This window comes from Streptomyces sp. NPDC006529 (assembly GCF_040611795.1).
GTDB lineage: Bacteria > Actinomycetota > Actinomycetes > Streptomycetales > Streptomycetaceae > Streptomyces.
The window spans coordinates 25,616-40,715 of record NZ_JBEXPB010000022.1; the positions used below are offsets into that span (position 1 = coordinate 25,616).

The window sequence follows — 15,100 nt, forward strand, 5'->3', positions numbered from 1 at the left end:
GACGGATCTGACGGCATGTCAAGAAAGGGGGTCGAAAGACCCCCGCGCACTGATCGATCATCCGCGTGCAACAAAGGACCACTGCGGCCGGATCCGCGCAACGATCGTATGGCAATGTGCAAGGATGATGCATTACGGGCGGCTTATCCCAGCTCGTAGGCTCACTCGCTGTACGTGGAGTGGCGCGACTGCCTGCTCGGCGGTCCCCATGCCCAGGCTCCGCCTGTCCCTGCTCAGGACCGTCGCGGTCGACGCCGTTGTCTCTCCGGTCCCGCAGTGTCAAAGGAGTCCCCTCGTGCTCGACCACGGCCAGGCGCCGCCGCTCACCCCCGAGCCCTCGCGGCCCGTCCACCCCCTGCTCCGCCGCAAGCCCGTCGAGCGGCTCGTCGCCGAAGGCGGCCAGGGCGAGGGCGGCACGCTGCGCCGTTCGCTCACCATGTGGCAGCTGACCATGCTCAGCATCGGCGCCACCCTCGGCACCGGCATCTTCGTCGTCCTCGGCACCGCGACCCCCAAGGCCGGCCCGGCCGTGACGATCTCCTTCGTCCTCGCGGGCCTGACCGCGCTGTTCTCGGCGCTCTCCTACGCGGAGCTGGCCGGATCGGTCCCCGTCTCCGGGTCCTCGTACTCGTACTCCTACGCCACCATGGGTGAGCTCGTCGCCTGGATCTGCGGCTGGTGCCTGGTCCTGGAGTACGGCGTGTCCGTCGCGGCGGTCGCCGTGGGCTGGGGCCAGTACCTCAACGAACTGCTCGACGGCACGGTGGGGATCACCATCCCCGACGGGGTCTCCGCGCCCCTCGGGGAAGGCGGTTTCATCAACCTCCCGGCGCTGGTCGTCGTCCTGCTCGCCATGGTCTTCCTGATGCGCGGCGCCAAGGAGAGCGCCCGGGTCAACTCGATCATGGTCGGCGTGAAGATCGTCACCCTGCTGCTCTTCATCGGCATCGGCTTCATGGGCATCAAGGCCGGCAACTACGCGCCGCTCGCCCCGCTCGGCGTCACCGGCATCAGCGCCGCCGCCTCCACGCTCTTCTTCTCCTACATCGGCTTCGACGCCGCCTCCACCGCCGGTGAAGAGGCCCAGAACCCCAAGCGCGACCTGCCCCGCGCGATCATGCTCTCGCTGCTGATCGTCACCGTGCTCTACGTGCTCGTCGCCTTCGTCGCCGTCGGCGCCATGCCCTGGCAGGACTTCGAGGGCACCGAGGCCGCGCTCGCCAAGATCATGACCGACGTCTCGGGCCACGCCTTCTGGGGCGTCGTCCTGGCCGCCGGCGCCGTCGTCGCCATCGCCTCCGTCGTCTTCGCCGTGCTCTACGGCCAGACCCGCATCCTCTTCGCCATGTCCCGCGACGGCCTGGTCCCGAAGGTCTTCGCCAAGGTCAACCCGAAGACCGGCGCCCCCCGCGCCAACGTGGTGATCGTCTCCCTCTTCTGCGGAGCCCTCGCGGCCTTCATCCCGCTCGGCAAGCTGGCCGACGCCACCAGCATCGGCACCCTCTTCGCCTTCGGCCTGGTCAACGTCGCCGTGATCATCCTGCGCAGGACGCGTCCGGACATGCCGCGCACCTTCAAGGTGGCGCTCTTCCCGGTCACCCCGATCCTCGGCGTCCTCGCCTGCGGCTACATGATGTTCAGCCTCGACACCGCCACCTGGATCGTTTTCGGTGGCTGGATGGCCGTGGGCCTCGTGTTCTACTTCCTGTACGGCATCCGCCGCTCCCGACTGGCCACGGCAGAGAAGTGATCCACCCGCAGTGCGACTGAACGATCTCGACGAACGCATCGTGCACGCCCTCGCCGAAGACGCCCGCCGCTCCTACGCGGACATCGGATCGGAGGTCGGCCTCTCCGCCCCCGCGGTCAAGCGCCGGGTGGACCGGCTGCGGGCCGAGGGAGCCATCACCGGCTTCACGGTCCGCGTCGACCCGGCCGCGATGGGCTGGGAGACCGAGGGCTTCATCGAGATCTACTGCCGCCACAACACCTCGCCGGACGACATCCGGCGCGGCCTGGAGCGGTATCCCGAGGTGGTGTCCGCGTCGACCGTGACGGGCGACGCGGACGCGCTGGTCCAGATCTTCGCCTCGGACATGCGGCACTTCGAGCGGGTGCTGGAGCGCATCGCGGGGGAGCCGTTCGTGGAACGGACGAAGTCCGTCCTGGTCCTCTCCCCGCTGCTGCGGCGCTTCACCTCGGGCGCGCCCGCGTAGGACCGCCGGACGCCCTCCCGGCCGGGCTGCCGGAGACGGGCGTCCGTGCGCGTCAGTCGAAGCTGCGCAAACGCGAGGGATGACGCAACGAATCGCCGCGCCAGCCCGAAAATGCGCAACGGATCGCTCGTCCGGACGCAACGGACGGGCCTTGTCGACGGTCGGCACCCACCCGTACCGTCTATAGGACCCCGCCCCTCCTGCCCCAGAGGTCGTCCATGCCCCCGCTGCGTACCGCTCTCCTCCAGAGTTCCGGACGGCTCGGCGATGTCGCCGGGAACCTGAAGGCGCTCGACGAGGCCGCCGCGCGCGCCGCGCAGAGCGGGGCCGGGCTCCTCGTGACCTCGGAGATGTTCCTGACCGGGTACGCCCTCGACGTCCAGGACATCGCCGCTCTCGCCGAAGCCGCCGACGGCCCGTCCGCCGGCGCCGTCGGTGAGATCGCCCGCCGCCACGGCGTGGCCGTGCTCTACGCCTACCCCGAGCGGGACGGCGCGGCCGTGTACAACTCCGCCCAGCTCGTCGGCCCCGACGGCGCCCGGCTCGCGAACTACCGCAAGACGCACCTCTTCGGCTGCTTCGAGCAGGACGCCTTCACCCCCGGCGACACCCCCGTCGTCCAGGCGGAACTGAACGGCCTCCGCATCGGCCTCATGATCTGCTACGACGTCGAGTTCCCCGAGAACGTCCGCGCCCACGCGCTGGCCGGCACCGACCTCCTGCTCGTGCCGACCGCGCAGATGCACCCGTTCCAGTTCGTCGCCGAGCAGCTGGTGCCGGTCCGGGCCTTCGAGAACCAGATGTACATCGCGTACGTCAACCGCACGGGCCCCGAGGGCGAGTTCGAGTTCGTCGGTCTCAGCTCCCTGGCCTCCCCCGACGGCGCCACCCGCACCCGCGCCGGGCGCGGCGAGGAGCTGGTGTTCGGCGAGGTCGACCCCGACCTGCTCCAGGCCTCGCGCGCCGGCAACCCGTACCTGCGCGACCGCCGCCCCGGGCTCTACGCCTCCCTGATCTGACCCCTTCCCCCCGCTCTGCCGCAAGGAGACGTACCCCATGACGTCCACGGTGCCCACCACCGCCGTCCCGCACAGCGACGGACAGCCGCCGATCACCATGTTCGGCCCGGACTTCCCGTACGCCTACGACGACTTCCTCGCCCACCCGGCGGGCCTGGGCCAGATACCGGCGACCGAGCACGGCACCGAGGTCGCCGTCATCGGCGGCGGGCTCTCCGGCATCATCGCCGCCTACGAGCTGATGAAGATGGGCCTCAAGCCCGTCGTCTACGAGGCCGACCAGATCGGCGGCCGGCTGCGCACCGTCGGCTTCGAGGGCACCGGCACGGAGGGGCTGACCGCGGAGATGGGCGCCATGCGCTTCCCGCCGTCCTCCACCGCGCTCCAGCACTACATCGACCTGGTGGGCCTGGTCACCGAGCCGTTCCCGAACCCGCTGTCCCCGGCCACCCCCTCCACGGTCGTGGACCTCAAGGGCGAGTCGCACTACGCCGAGACCATCGCCGACCTCCCGCAGATCTACCGCGACGTCGCCGCCGCGTGGAACGACTGCCTGGAGGAGGGCGCCGACTTCTCCGACATGAACACCGCGATGCGCGAGCGGGACGTCCCGCGCATCCGCGAGATCTGGGCGAAGCTCGTCGAGAAGCTCGACGACGAGACCTTCTACGGCTACCTCTGCAAGTCAGAGGCCTTCCAGTCCTTCCGCAAGCGCGAGATCTTCGGCCAGGTCGGCTTCGGCACGGGCGGCTGGGACACCGACTTCCCCAACTCCATCCTGGAGATCCTGCGCGTCGTCTACACCGAGGCGGACGACCACCACCGCGGCATCGTCGGCGGCTCGCAGCAGCTGCCGCTGCGGATGTGGGACCGCGCTCCCGAGAAGATCGTCCACTGGGCCCAGGGCACCTCGCTGTCCACCCTGCACGACGGCACCCCGCGCCCGGCCGTGACCCGGCTGCACCGTACGGCGGGCAACCGGATCACCGTCACCGACGCCTCCGGGGACATCCGTACGTACCGCGCCGCGATCTTCACGGCCCAGTCGTGGATGCTGCTGTCCAAGATCGAGTGCGATGACACGCTCTTCCCGATCGACCACTGGACGGCGATGGAGCGGACCCACTACATGGAGTCCTCCAAGCTGTTCATCCCCGTCGACCGGCCGTTCTGGCTGGACAAGGACGAGGAGACCGGCCGCGACGCCATGTCGATGACGCTGACCGACCGGATGACCCGCGGCACCTACCTGCTGGACAACGGCCCGGATAAGCCGGCCACCATCTGCCTCTCGTACACGTGGTGCGACGACAGCCTCAAGTGGCTGCCGCTGTCCGCGAACGAGCGGATGGAGGTCATGCTGAAGTCCCTCGGCGAGATCTACCCCAAGGTCGACATCCGGCGCCACATCATCGGCAACCCCGTCACCGTCTCGTGGGAGAACGAGCCCTACTTCATGGGCGCGTTCAAGGCGAACCTGCCCGGGCACTACCGCTACCAGCGGCGCCTGTTCACCCACTTCATGCAGGACCGCCTCCCCGAGGACAAGCGCGGCATCTTCCTCGCGGGCGACGACATCTCCTGGACGGCGGGCTGGGCCGAGGGCGCCGTGCAGACCGCGCTGAACGCGGTGTGGGGCGTCATGCACCACCTCGGCGGCGAGACCGACGCCACCAACCCGGGCCCCGGCGACCTCTACGACGACCTCGCCCCGGTCGAGCTGCCCGAGGACTGACCCTCCCGGTCGCGCCGCCGGACCGACCGTCCCCGGCCGCGCCCCCCGACAACGGGCCGCCCCCGCGCCACGAGCGCGGCGGCGGCCCGTTTCCATGGCGCCCGCCCTCTCCCGGGCGCCGCTGCGGTCGGCGCCCGGCTCACAGGGCCCGCCGCCACACCGCCTTCCACTGCTCCTCGCGCGCCCGGACCACGGCCGGCCGCGGCGCGGCCTCCCGCTGCTCCAGGCTCACCCCGCACCCGGCGCACAGCCGGTGCACGCTCCACCCGTCGTGCCACGGCACGGTCCCCGGACCCTCCCCGCAGACCGGGCACCCCGCACCGGCGGGCGCGCGCAGCACCCGGGCCATCACCTCGGGCAGCGGCGCGTGCGGATGGAACGTGACGTCGGGGCACCACAGCCGGCGCGGCGGCTCCGCCGGACCGGGGACCCGCACCCCGGCCCGCTTCTGCGCCAGCCGCCGCTCCCGCCGGCGCGCGAACTCCGCCGACCAGAGCTCGCGCGCCGCGTGCAGCTCCTCCACGGCCCGCACCACCGCCTCGGGATCCCGCTCAAGGTCCGCCGGTACGCGGGCGCTGCGGCACAGGTGGTGGTAGGTGGCCCGCAGCCCGTACGGGGCGAACTCGGTGAGGCAGGTGCGCAGCGCGCTCAGCCGGCGGTACGGGGGCAGGTCGCGGTCGTGCACCCGCAGCCGGTGCGTGGCGAAGCTGGTCATGCCGGGAGGCTAGTACCCCGTGCGGCCGCCGTGCCCGGCCCTCATTCCGTAGCGAAGCCCGTGCCCCCGGGAGACCTTCTCCCATGCGGTGAGCTCGGCCCGTACGGAGTCCAGGTGCGCGGTCAGGAAGTCGACCGCGTCGCCGCCCGCGGGGGCGGCCGCCCTAGAAGCCGGCCGGCCAGCCGGCGGCGGACTTCTGGCGGACCGGGGTCAGGAGGCAGCGGCCCACCAGGCCGACGCCCGCGTCCAGGGATTCCTCGAACTCCTCGGCCAGGTCGGGGGAGCGGCGCAGGGTCCACAGGAGGCGGGCCGAGGCCCAGGCGCCGTCCCGGGCGCGCTGCAGGCTCCAGGAACCGACCAGATGGGTCAGCGGGTCGGCGATCTGGAGCAGGTCCGGGCCGGGCATCAGGTCCTCCCGGATGCGTTCCTCCAGGGAGACCAGGGTGTCGCCGACGCGGTCGAAGTCGGCTTCCAGTGCGGCCGGTTCGCAGTCCAGGGTGCGGCAGGTGGTGACCACGGCGAGGGCCAGGTCGTGCCCGATGTGCGCGTTGATCCCGGCGAGGGCGTGCTGGAGCGGCCGTACGCCGGGGTGGCGCCGGTACTGGAAGAGGGGCCGCCAGCACGCGGGCGTACGGTCCCCCTCGGCAGCCGCCTCGACGGCCATGAGGTACCGCTCGGCGAACCGGACGCTCAGCACCGCCGCCCGGCGGGGCCCGGGGAAGCCCCCGTGCTCGATGCGGCGGTGCAGGGTCTCGGTCACCGTCAGGTACACCCGGTTGAAGACGGCGACGCCGTCGTGTTCGGGCAGTCGCTCGTCCAGGGCGCGCATCCGCGCGAGCACCGCTTCCATGGGAGGCAGGTTCGCAGGTGGCGGCGGTTCCCGGGAGGGTTGGCCCGGTACTTCGCCGGTTCGGGCGAACCTGCCCGCGCCGGGAGGGTCAGGACGGCCGGCCGGAGGTGCCCGGCGCGGCCGGGGAGCCGGGCGTGTCGGGGGCGTCCGCGGTTCCCGCCGGGCCGCGGGTGTCGTCGTAGGCCGAGGTGCCCGCGTCGAGCAGCGGCTCCTGCTCCTTCATGTGCGCCGGGGCGAAGGCGCGCAGTACGTGGTAGCCGGTGATGACCACGATGGTGCCGAGCGCGATGCCGCCCAGCTCGAAGGTGTCGGTGATCTTCAGGCTGACCCCGCCGACGCCGATGATGATGCCCGCGGCGGCCGGCACGAGGTTCAGCGGATTGCGCAGGTCCACCCCGCCGTTGATCCAGATCTGGGCGCCCAGCAGGCCGATCATGCCGTACAGGATCACGGTGATCCCGCCGAGCACCCCGCCCGGGATCGCCGCGACGACCGCGCCGAACTTGGGGCACAGGCCGAACAGCAGCGCGAAGGCGGCGGCCGCCCAGTACGCGGCGGTGGAGTAGACGCGGGTGGCGGCCATGACGCCGATGTTCTCGGAGTAGGTGGTGTTCGGCGGACCGCCGAGCGCGGTGGAGAGCATCGAGGCGGCGCCGTCGGCGGCGATCGCGGTGCCGAGCCGGTCGTCGAGCGGCTCGCCGGTCATCTCGCCGACGGCCTTGATGTGTCCGGCGTTCTCGGCGATCAGCGCGATGACCACGGGCAGGGCGATCAGGATCGCCGACCACTCGAACTGCGGGGCGTGGAAGGACGGCAGCCCGATCCAGTCGGCCCGGGCCACCCCGGAGAGGTCCAGGCGCCAGTGGTCCACGGCCTCGGCGCCGCCCGCAGGCGAGTGGATCCTGCCGAAGAGGAGGTCGAAGAGGGCGGAGACGCCGTACCCGAAGAGCAGCCCGAGGAAGATCGCGATCCGCGACCAGAACCCGCGCAGGCACACCACCGCGAGCCCGGTGAACGCCATCACCAGCAGCGCCGTCCACTGGTCCTGGGGCCAGTACGTCGAGGCCGTGACCGGGGCCAGGTTGAAGCCGATGAGCATCACGACGGCGCCCGTGACCACCGGGGGCATCGCGGCGTGGATGATCCGCGCGCCGAAGTACCGCACGGCGAGGCCGCAGAGGGCGAGGGCCGCGCCGACGACGAAGACCGCGCCGGTGACGGTCGCGCTGGTCCCGCCGCCCGCCCGGATGGCGGCGGCGACGCCGACGAAGGAGAGGGAGCAGCCGAGGTAGGACGGGATCCGGCCGCGGGTGGCAAGCAGGAAGATCACCGTCGCGACGCCGGACATCATGATCGCGAGGTTCGGATCCAGGCCCATGAGGACCGGCGCGACGAAGCTCGCGCCGAACATGGCGACGACGTGCTGGGCGCCGAGCCCCGCGGTGCGCGGCCACGACAGCCGCTCGTCCGGACGGACGACCGCGCCGGGGGCCGGGGTCCGCCCGTCGCCGTGCAGGGTCCAGCGCACGCCGAGGCCCATGGTGAAACTCCGTTCGCGAGGCGGCGGCCGAAGGCGCCGACCGGTGGGTGCCGGCCGGGGGGCCGAGCGTGCCGAGTATGCCGACCGCGCCGACCGCGGCGAGCGGGCGGGGCCGGGGACCGGGACGTGGACCGGGCCGGAGGCGCCGGACCGCGGACCGCGGCCGTCCTGCGCAGGGCGGCCACGGTCATGTTACGGCCGGATAGCAGCCGTTTCGTCCTTATTGCCGGTCGTACGGTCCGTCGCGAGACCGGGCCGCTCCGGGCCGGGGCCGCCGTCCGGCTTGGCGCGCAGGACGGTCGCCCCCGCCACCAGCGCCAGGGCCAGCAGCGTGACCAGGCCGAACGAGACGACCAGGGAGGTCGCGTCGGCGACCGCGCCGATCGCGGAGGGCGCGACCAGCCCCGAGGTGTAGGTGATCGTCGCCACCCCCGCGATGGCCTGGGCCGGCGCGGGACCGCTGCGCGCGGCGGCCGCGAAGGCGAGCGGGACCACCACCGCTATGCCGAGGCCGATCAGGCCGAAGCCCGCGAGCGCGCCCGCGGGCTGCCGGACGAAGACCACCAGGAGGCCGCCCGCCGTGGCCAGCAGCCCGCTCGCCCGGACGGTGCGCACGGGGCCGAAGCGGTCCACCACCTTGTCGCCCGCGAGCCGGGCCGCCGCCATGGTCAGGGCGAACATCGTGGTGGAGGCCGCGGCGAGCCCGGCGTCGGTGTCCAGCACGTCCCGGAAGTAGACCGCCGACCAGTCCATGCTCGCGCCCTCGGCGAAGACCGCGCAGAAGCCGACCGCGCCGATGACGAGCGCCGACCTCGGCGGCAGCGCGAAGTGCGCGGGGGGCTCCTCGTCCCGGCCGCCGCGCAGGTCGAGCACCCCGCGTACGGCGGCCAGCGCGACGACGGTCAGGGCGAGCGCGGCGATCAGGTGGTGCACCCGGGCGTCGGCTCCGGCGTGCGCGGCGACCGTACCGGCGGCGGAGCCGATCAGGGCGCCCACGCTCCACATGCCGTGCAGCGAGGACATGATCGAGCGGCCGAGCCGGTTCTCGGTCTCGACGCCGAGGGCGTTCATCGCCACGTCCGACATGCCCGCGCTCGCGCCGTAGACCAGGAGCAGGAGGCAGAGGGTGAGGAGGTTCGGGGCGAGGCTCGGCAGGATGAGGGAGAGGGTCCACATCACGATCAGGCCGCGCAGCGCGTTGCGGGCGCCGAAGCGGTGGTTGATCCGTCCGGCCAGCGGCATCGCGAGGGCCGCGCCGACCGCGGGGAAGGCGAGCGCCACGCCGAGGGCGCCGGCGCTCAGCTGGGCGTGGTCCTGGATCCAGGGGATCCGGGTCGCGAAGCTGCCCGTGACCGCGCCGTGGGCGCAGAACACGGCGGCGATGGCGATGCGTGCGCGGCGCAGTCGGCGCGGCGTGAGGTCCGTTTCCCCGGTCATGGCATCAAACTATCAGGGACCCTGCCTGATAAATAAGTCCCCCATCCCTCCTAGGATGACCGCGTGACTTCCGCACCCGCATCCGCCGCTCCCTCGCCCGCCTCGCCGAGCACGGCCAGGGCGATGAACGACCGGCTGGCGCTCCGGCTCCTCCAGGAGGAAGGGCCGCTCACCGCCACCCAGCTCAAGAAGCTCACCGGGCTCTCCCGCCCCTCGGTCGCCGACCTCGTCGAACGCCTCACCGGCGCCGGACTGATCGAGGTCGTCGGCGAATCCGGCGAACAGCGGCGGGGGCCCAACGCCCGGCTCTACGGGATCGTCGCCCACCTCGCCCACCTCGCCGCGCTGGACGTCCGTACGGACGGGGCGACCGCGGTGGTCACCGACCTGCTCGGCCGCCCGCTAGCCGAAGCGCCGCTGCCCGCCGACGCGGTCGAGGAGGCGGTGACCCGGCTGGAGGAACTCGCCCGGGAGGCGGGCGGAGCGGCGCTGCACACCGTCGTGGTCGGCGCGCCCGGCCTGGTCGCCCCGGTCAGCGGCGAACTCCGCGACCTGCGCGGACTGCCCTCCTGGCACCGGGACCTGGTGGCCGCGCTCCAGCGCCGGCTGGCCGCCGTGGTCCTCGTCGAGAACGAGACCAACCTCGCCGCGCTGGCCGAGCAGCGCCTGGGCGCCGCCCGCGACGTGGACTCCTTCGTCCTGCTGTGGCTGGGCGCGGGGGTCGGCGCGGCCGTGGTGCTGGACGGGCGGCTGCGCCGCGGCGCCTCCGGGGGCGCGGGCGAGATCGGCTTCCTGCCGGTGCCCGGCACGGTGGGGCTGCCCTCCGCCGTGGACTGCGGCGGCGGCTTCCACGGGCTGGTCGGGCGCGCGGCGGTGGCCGCGCTGGCCGCCGACCACGGATTCACCGGTCCGGTCGAGGAGGCGGCTGCGGGGGCCGCCGGGGAGGCGTTCCTCGACGCCTTCGCCGAGCGGCTCGCCCTGGGGGTGGCCGCGGTGACGGCGGTGCTGGACCCCGGCTGCGTGGTCCTCGGGGGCGAGCTGGGCCGGGCGGGCGGGCCCGCCCTGGCCGCCCGGGTCGCGGCCCGGCTGGCCCTCCTGTCCCCGGTGGCGACCGAGGTCCGCGCCACCACCCTCGGCGATCCGGCGGTGCTGAAGGGTGCCCGCCTGGCCGCCCGCGAGTCCGCCCAGGACGCCCTGTTCGGGACGCCGTAGCCGGCGCTACTTCTCCGCGGCCCTCGCCAGGAACTCGGCGAAGGTGCCGCGGCCCACGGCCTGCCCCGGTGCCAGGTTGCCGCCGCGCCGGAAGGCGGCGTACGCCCGGCCCGCCAGCGGGAAGGTGACGATCCGGCGGCGGCTGCCGTGCGCGGCCAGGTACGCCCGGGCCAGGTCCGGCAGGGTGTGCACCTCGGGGCCGCCCATGTCCGCGACCCGGCCCGCGGGAGGCGCCGCGGCCAGCTCCGCGAGCCGGTCCGCGACCTCCTCCACCGCGATCGGCTGCACCCGGATCCCCTTCGGCAGCGGCACCACCGGCAGCTTCGCCGCCGCGCCGACCGCCTGGGCCACCAGGTCGTGGAACTGGGTCGTGCGCAGGATCGTCACCCCGAGCCCCGACTCCTCCAGCATCCGCTCGACCTTGCGCTTCACGGTGTAGTAGCCGAAGGGGACCACGTCCACCCCGACGATCGAGATGTAGACGAGGTGGCCGGTCCCGGCCCGCCGGGCCGCCCCGATCAGGTGCCCGGCGGCCACGTCGTCGCCCCCGCGCGGGCTGCTCGCGCAGTGCACGATCACCTCCGCGCCCGCGGCCGCCGCGTCCAGTCCGGCGCCGTCCCGCAGGTCGACGGGGAACTCGGGGGAGCGCCGGCTCAGGACGCGCACCTCGTGGCCCGCGGCCCGCAGTCGCGCGCCGACCAGTGAGCCGAGGTTCCCGGTGCCTCCGGTGACGAGGATGGTGCTCATGCCGTCCGCCTTTCGCCGCTACTGGAAGGGCGCGCTGCGCGCCCCTCGTCAGCTGGGACCGGACAGCCCCGCGGAATGTGACAACTGCCGCCGCAAGAAGGTGAGCTTCTCCGGGTTGAGCACCGTCCGCAGGCCGCTGACCAGGCCGTCCTCGAACTCGATCACGAGGACCGCGATCTCACCGAACAGCAGCGCGGGCGCCCCGTTGACCTCCGCGACGGACACCGGAACGTCCGCCACGTACTTCTCCAGCGCCCCCACCAGGAAGCGGGCCACCTTGGCCCGGCCCAGGACCGGCCGCCGCGCCGCGTTCACCACGCCGCCGCCGTCGGCGACGTACACGGCCTCCTCGGCCAGCAGTCCCTCCAGCCGGGCCAGGTCCCCGTCCCGCGCCGCCGCCATGAAGGTCTCCACGAGGCCGCGCCACTGCTGCGGGTCGGGCTGGAAGCGCGCTCGCGGGGCCTGCACCCGCTGCGCCGCCCGCCGGTACAGCTGACGGCAGTTGGCCTCCGTGATGCCGAGCAGTCCGGCGATCTCCCGGTGGCCGTGGCCGAAGGCCTCGCGCAGGACGTACACCGCCCGCTCCGGCGGGGTGAGCCGCTCCAGCAGCACCAGCAGGGCCATCGAGACGCCGTCCCGCTGCTCCGCGGAACCGAGCGGGCCGAGGGTCCCGTCCCCGGTCAGGACCGGTTCGGGGAGCCAGGGGCCGACGTACTCCTCGCGCCGCACGCGCGCCGAGGCGAGCTGGTTGAGGCACAGCCGCGTGACCACCGTGGCGAGCCAGGCCCCCGGGTGCTCGACGTCGCTCCGGTCGGCGGCGCTCCACCGCAGGTAGGCCTCCTGGACGATGTCCTCGGCCTCGTCGGCGGAGCCCAGCATGCGGTAGGCGACGGCGAACATCCGCGGCCGGTGCTCCTCGAATTCCGCCACGGGGGCGGCGCTGCGCGTGCTCACGGCGCCAGCGTACGAGGGCGTGCGCGGGCAGACGTACGAGGACCCGGTGGCCGCCGGGCCACCGGGTCCTCGGGTCCTTCACCTACGGCGGGTCAGCAGGCGCCCTGGTCCTTCCAGACGCCCCAGTCGCCGGTGGTGCCGGGCTCCTCGTTCTTCGTCCACCACTGAGCCTTCCAGTTGTGGCCCTTGTGCGAGACGACCGTGCCGCCGGTGTAGGTGTCGCCCGCCACGTACGCCGGGTTGGTGCAGGTGCCGCCCGGCGGCGTGGTCGGAGGCGTGGTGGGCGGGGTCGTCGGGGGAGTCGTGGGCGGGGTGGTCGGCGGGGTCGTCGGCGGGGTCGTCGCGCCGCCGGGCTCGACCACCGTCGTGCCGCGCGCCAGGTCACCGGCGATGCCGTACGTCCGGCCGCCGAAGGTCACCGTCCAGTTCGACGGGGTGGAGGTCGGCAGGTAGTAGACGAAGTCCAGCTCCACCGAGGCCCCCGGGGCCAGCGTCTGCCAGGCCGGCAGCTTCAGCGAGACCCGGTTGTAGTCGCCCTTGAGACCGCCGACGTTGCTGCCCGTGTGGTCGCTGCGGATGACCGTGGTGCCCCAGCCGGACTGGTCCTTGGCGTTGCCCGGCGCCGAGGAGGAGTAGTCGAACTGGAACTCCGTGCCGCCGGGCAGGGTGGCGGTGGTGTTGTTGGTGATCTTCAGCTTCGGGCTGATCGGGTAGTTGGAGTCGCCCAGCGGGAACTGGCCGAACTCGGCGTCCACCTTGATCGCCTCGGCCGGCACGGCGGTCGTGGCGCGCTTGGCGCCGTACGGGGCGGCCGCCTTGAAGGCGTCGTACATCGCCGTGGTGAGCGTGCTGCCCATCTCGTACTGGCCCTTGGCGGCGTTGTAGCCGTAGTCGCCCGCCAGCTCCCAGACCATCGTGCCGCCGATGCCCTTGCTGACCACGTAGTCGGCCTTGGCCTTCACCGACTGCTCGTCCTCCGTGGAGAGGAAGACCTTCTTCTGGTCGTTCCACAGCCAGGGCGCGACCAGCGTCGCGTCGTACTTGCGGACGTAGGTGCCGGTCAGGGTGGTGGTCGCCGGGAAGCCGTACTTGGTGACGTAGTCGCCGACGACCCCCTTCTCCAGGTTCTTGGCGTGCCACATCGGGTTGGAACCGGCCGGGGCCTCGGCGCCGTTGGCGTCCAGGTCGTGCCAGAGGTTGTCGATGCCGACCGCGCCGTCACCGCACTTGGTCAGGCCCGCGCCCGCCGGGCAGTTGGTGGCCGGGGCCTTGCCCCACAGGCCGTCCGTGCCGCCCTGTACGTTCTTGAACCCGCGGGTGTAGTACGGCAGGCCCATGTTGATCCGGCCGGCCGGCATCGAGCCGCGGAAGTAGTGGTAGGCCCAGTCGGAGTTCAGGTACCCGATGCCGCCGTACTGGGAGGTCGAGTACACGCCCGCGGAGGCCAGTTCGGCGTCCTTGCCGTCGTCGAAGAGCGAGGCGTTGGGGCCGACGTACTCGTTCCAGGCGCCGTGCAGGTCGTAGGACATGATGTTGACGTAGTCCAGGTACTTCTGCATCTGGAACGTCTCCATGCCCCGCAGCAGGTAGCCGGAGGAGGGGGCGGCGACGGAGAGCAGGTAGTGCCTGCCGTCGGCGGCGCCCGCGCGGTCGAGCTTCTCGCGCAGCGACTTCATCAGCGCGGCGTAGCCCTTGACCAGGCCCGCGCGACGGGCGTTGGAGAGCTGCCAGTCCAGCGGATTGCCCGCGTCCTTCATGGTGGTCGGGTACTCGTAGTCGATGTCGACGCCGTTGAACCCGTACTTGCGGATGAAGTCGACGGAGGAGTTCGCGAAGGTGTCGATGCCCGCCTGGTTGACCGAGCCGTCCGCGTTGGTGGCCATGGAGTAGAAGCCGCCGGAGTTCACCCGGTTGCCGTCGTCGCCGAAGTAGCCGCCGGTCTCGGCCCAGCCGCCGACCGAGATCAGCGTCTTGACGTTCGGGTACTGCTTCTTGAACTTGGTGAGCTGGTTGAAGTGGCCCTTGTAGGGGAGCGAGGGGTCCATCTCCGCGCCCGCGACGCCCGGCCAGGTCATCCCGGTGGCCGCGTTGTTCGCCCCGTCGGCGCCGACCGAGAGCTTGTTGTCGGAACCGACGTGGCCGAAGGCGTAGTTGAGGTGGGTGACCTTGTCCCACGGGATGTTGTTGGCCAGGTAGGCGGGGGCGCCGTCCTTGCCGGTGCGCCAGCCCGTGAAGTAGCCGATGACCCGTCGCTGGTGGTCGGGGCCCATCTTCTCGCGGCCCGCCGCGTCGTAGACCGAGCAGTAGGGGACGTCGACGCCCGCGGTCCTGTACAGCCCGTCGGGCCGACAGCTCTCGTTGTCGGCGGCGTGGGAGACGCCCGCGGAGAGGCCGCCGACGAGGAGTCCTGCGAGGGCGGCACCGGACGCGAGCAGTGTGGTCCTGGTGCGCGTGGGGGACAGCATTGTGCCTCCTGGGGAGGGGAGGTGAACGGACACGACGTGCGGGAAAGTGGCGCTGGTCGGCCCGTGACGTGCGCACATCGGCGGGCTGTCTCCCGGGGAAGATGAAGGGAACGTTAAGAGGACTAGACCACCCCGTCAATAGGTCTGGACCAAAGCCGAACCCTCGGAATCGCGCGCCCCCAACGCGGCCGAACGTGTGAGCCAGGCCAC

At 72.6% G+C, this 15,100-nt stretch carries 12 protein-coding genes; 5 read left to right on the plus strand and 7 right to left on the minus strand.

Annotated elements, in window-relative coordinates:
* Positions 1-295: 295 nt before the first annotated feature.
* From ABZY31_RS17260 to ABZY31_RS17275, 4 genes are all read left to right on the plus strand, one after another.
* Entirely contained in the window at positions 296-1,750 is a 1,455-nt protein-coding gene (locus ABZY31_RS17260) for an amino acid transporter (RefSeq protein WP_356410827.1), read from the plus strand.
* 10 nt (positions 1,751-1,760) lie between these two features.
* Positions 1,761-2,216 (plus strand): Lrp/AsnC family transcriptional regulator, encoded by a 456-nt coding sequence (locus ABZY31_RS17265; protein WP_030027017.1) that lies wholly within the window; start codon positions 1,761-1,763, stop codon positions 2,214-2,216.
* Between the two features lie 218 nt (positions 2,217-2,434).
* Positions 2,435-3,235: a carbon-nitrogen hydrolase family protein gene (locus ABZY31_RS17270; RefSeq protein ID WP_356410830.1), complete on the plus strand. Its 801-nt coding sequence runs from the start codon at positions 2,435-2,437 to the stop codon at positions 3,233-3,235.
* A 37-nt stretch (positions 3,236-3,272) separates the two neighbouring features.
* Positions 3,273-4,970 (plus strand): NAD(P)/FAD-dependent oxidoreductase, encoded by a 1,698-nt coding sequence (locus tag ABZY31_RS17275; protein WP_356410833.1) that lies wholly within the window; start codon positions 3,273-3,275, stop codon positions 4,968-4,970.
* A 139-nt stretch (positions 4,971-5,109) separates the two neighbouring features.
* On the opposite strand, the gene ABZY31_RS17280 is transcribed toward ABZY31_RS17275, so the two are convergent.
* The 4 genes from ABZY31_RS17280 to ABZY31_RS17295 form a co-directional block, all read right to left on the minus strand.
* The gene (locus ABZY31_RS17280; RefSeq protein WP_356410836.1) at positions 5,110-5,685 is read right to left on the minus strand and encodes a hypothetical protein; all 576 of its coding nucleotides are present in this window, start codon (positions 5,683-5,685) and stop codon (positions 5,110-5,112) included.
* 163 nt (positions 5,686-5,848) lie between these two features.
* Positions 5,849-6,535, minus strand: a complete 687-nt coding sequence (locus ABZY31_RS17285; protein ID WP_356410839.1) for a DUF5995 family protein — start codon at positions 6,533-6,535, stop codon at positions 5,849-5,851.
* Positions 6,536-6,623: 88 nt separating this feature from the next.
* A complete protein-coding gene (locus tag ABZY31_RS17290; RefSeq protein ID WP_356410842.1) occupies positions 6,624-8,075 on the minus strand; it encodes a solute carrier family 23 protein in 1,452 nt (483 codons plus the stop codon).
* A 192-nt stretch (positions 8,076-8,267) separates the two neighbouring features.
* Positions 8,268-9,512 (minus strand): MFS transporter, encoded by a 1,245-nt coding sequence (locus ABZY31_RS17295; RefSeq protein WP_356410845.1) that lies wholly within the window; start codon positions 9,510-9,512, stop codon positions 8,268-8,270.
* Positions 9,513-9,635: 123 nt separating this feature from the next.
* On the opposite strand from ABZY31_RS17295, the gene ABZY31_RS17300 reads away from it, so the two are divergent.
* Complete coding sequence (locus ABZY31_RS17300) at positions 9,636-10,724, plus strand: ROK family transcriptional regulator (RefSeq protein WP_356410999.1); 1,089 nt, start codon at positions 9,636-9,638, stop codon at positions 10,722-10,724.
* A 6-nt stretch (positions 10,725-10,730) separates the two neighbouring features.
* Here the strand turns inward: ABZY31_RS17300 and ABZY31_RS17305 are convergent, their stop codons facing one another.
* From ABZY31_RS17305 to ABZY31_RS17315, 3 genes are all read right to left on the minus strand, one after another.
* The gene (locus ABZY31_RS17305) at positions 10,731-11,471 is read right to left on the minus strand and encodes an SDR family oxidoreductase (protein WP_356410848.1); all 741 of its coding nucleotides are present in this window, start codon (positions 11,469-11,471) and stop codon (positions 10,731-10,733) included.
* A 48-nt stretch (positions 11,472-11,519) separates the two neighbouring features.
* Entirely contained in the window at positions 11,520-12,425 is a 906-nt protein-coding gene (locus ABZY31_RS17310; RefSeq protein ID WP_356410851.1) for an RNA polymerase sigma-70 factor, read from the minus strand.
* Between the two features lie 92 nt (positions 12,426-12,517).
* Positions 12,518-14,890: a chitinase C-terminal domain-containing protein gene (locus ABZY31_RS17315; protein ID WP_356410854.1), complete on the minus strand. Its 2,373-nt coding sequence runs from the start codon at positions 14,888-14,890 to the stop codon at positions 12,518-12,520.
* Positions 14,891-15,100 lie beyond the last annotated feature (210 nt).

Excerpts from the sequence above, each read along its gene's own strand:
- ABZY31_RS17300 (WP_356410999.1), top strand. The coding sequence starts at position 9,636 with ATGAACGACCGGCTGGCGCTCCGGCTCCTCCAGGAGGAAGGGCCGCTC.
- ABZY31_RS17275 (WP_356410833.1), top strand. The coding sequence starts at position 3,273 with ATGACGTCCACGGTGCCCACCACCGCCGTCCCGCACAGCGACGGACAG.
- ABZY31_RS17285 (WP_356410839.1), bottom strand. The coding sequence starts at position 6,535 with ATGGAAGCGGTGCTCGCGCGGATGCGCGCCCTGGACGAGCGACTGCCC.
- ABZY31_RS17290 (WP_356410842.1), bottom strand. The coding sequence starts at position 8,075 with ATGGGCCTCGGCGTGCGCTGGACCCTGCACGGCGACGGGCGGACCCCG.
- ABZY31_RS17295 (WP_356410845.1), bottom strand. The coding sequence starts at position 9,512 with ATGACCGGGGAAACGGACCTCACGCCGCGCCGACTGCGCCGCGCACGC.
- ABZY31_RS17305 (WP_356410848.1), bottom strand. The coding sequence starts at position 11,471 with ATGAGCACCATCCTCGTCACCGGAGGCACCGGGAACCTCGGCTCACTG.
- ABZY31_RS17315 (WP_356410854.1), bottom strand. The coding sequence starts at position 14,890 with ATGCTGTCCCCCACGCGCACCAGGACCACACTGCTCGCGTCCGGTGCC.
- ABZY31_RS17280 (WP_356410836.1), bottom strand. The coding sequence starts at position 5,685 with ATGACCAGCTTCGCCACGCACCGGCTGCGGGTGCACGACCGCGACCTG.
- ABZY31_RS17270 (WP_356410830.1), top strand. The coding sequence starts at position 2,435 with ATGCCCCCGCTGCGTACCGCTCTCCTCCAGAGTTCCGGACGGCTCGGC.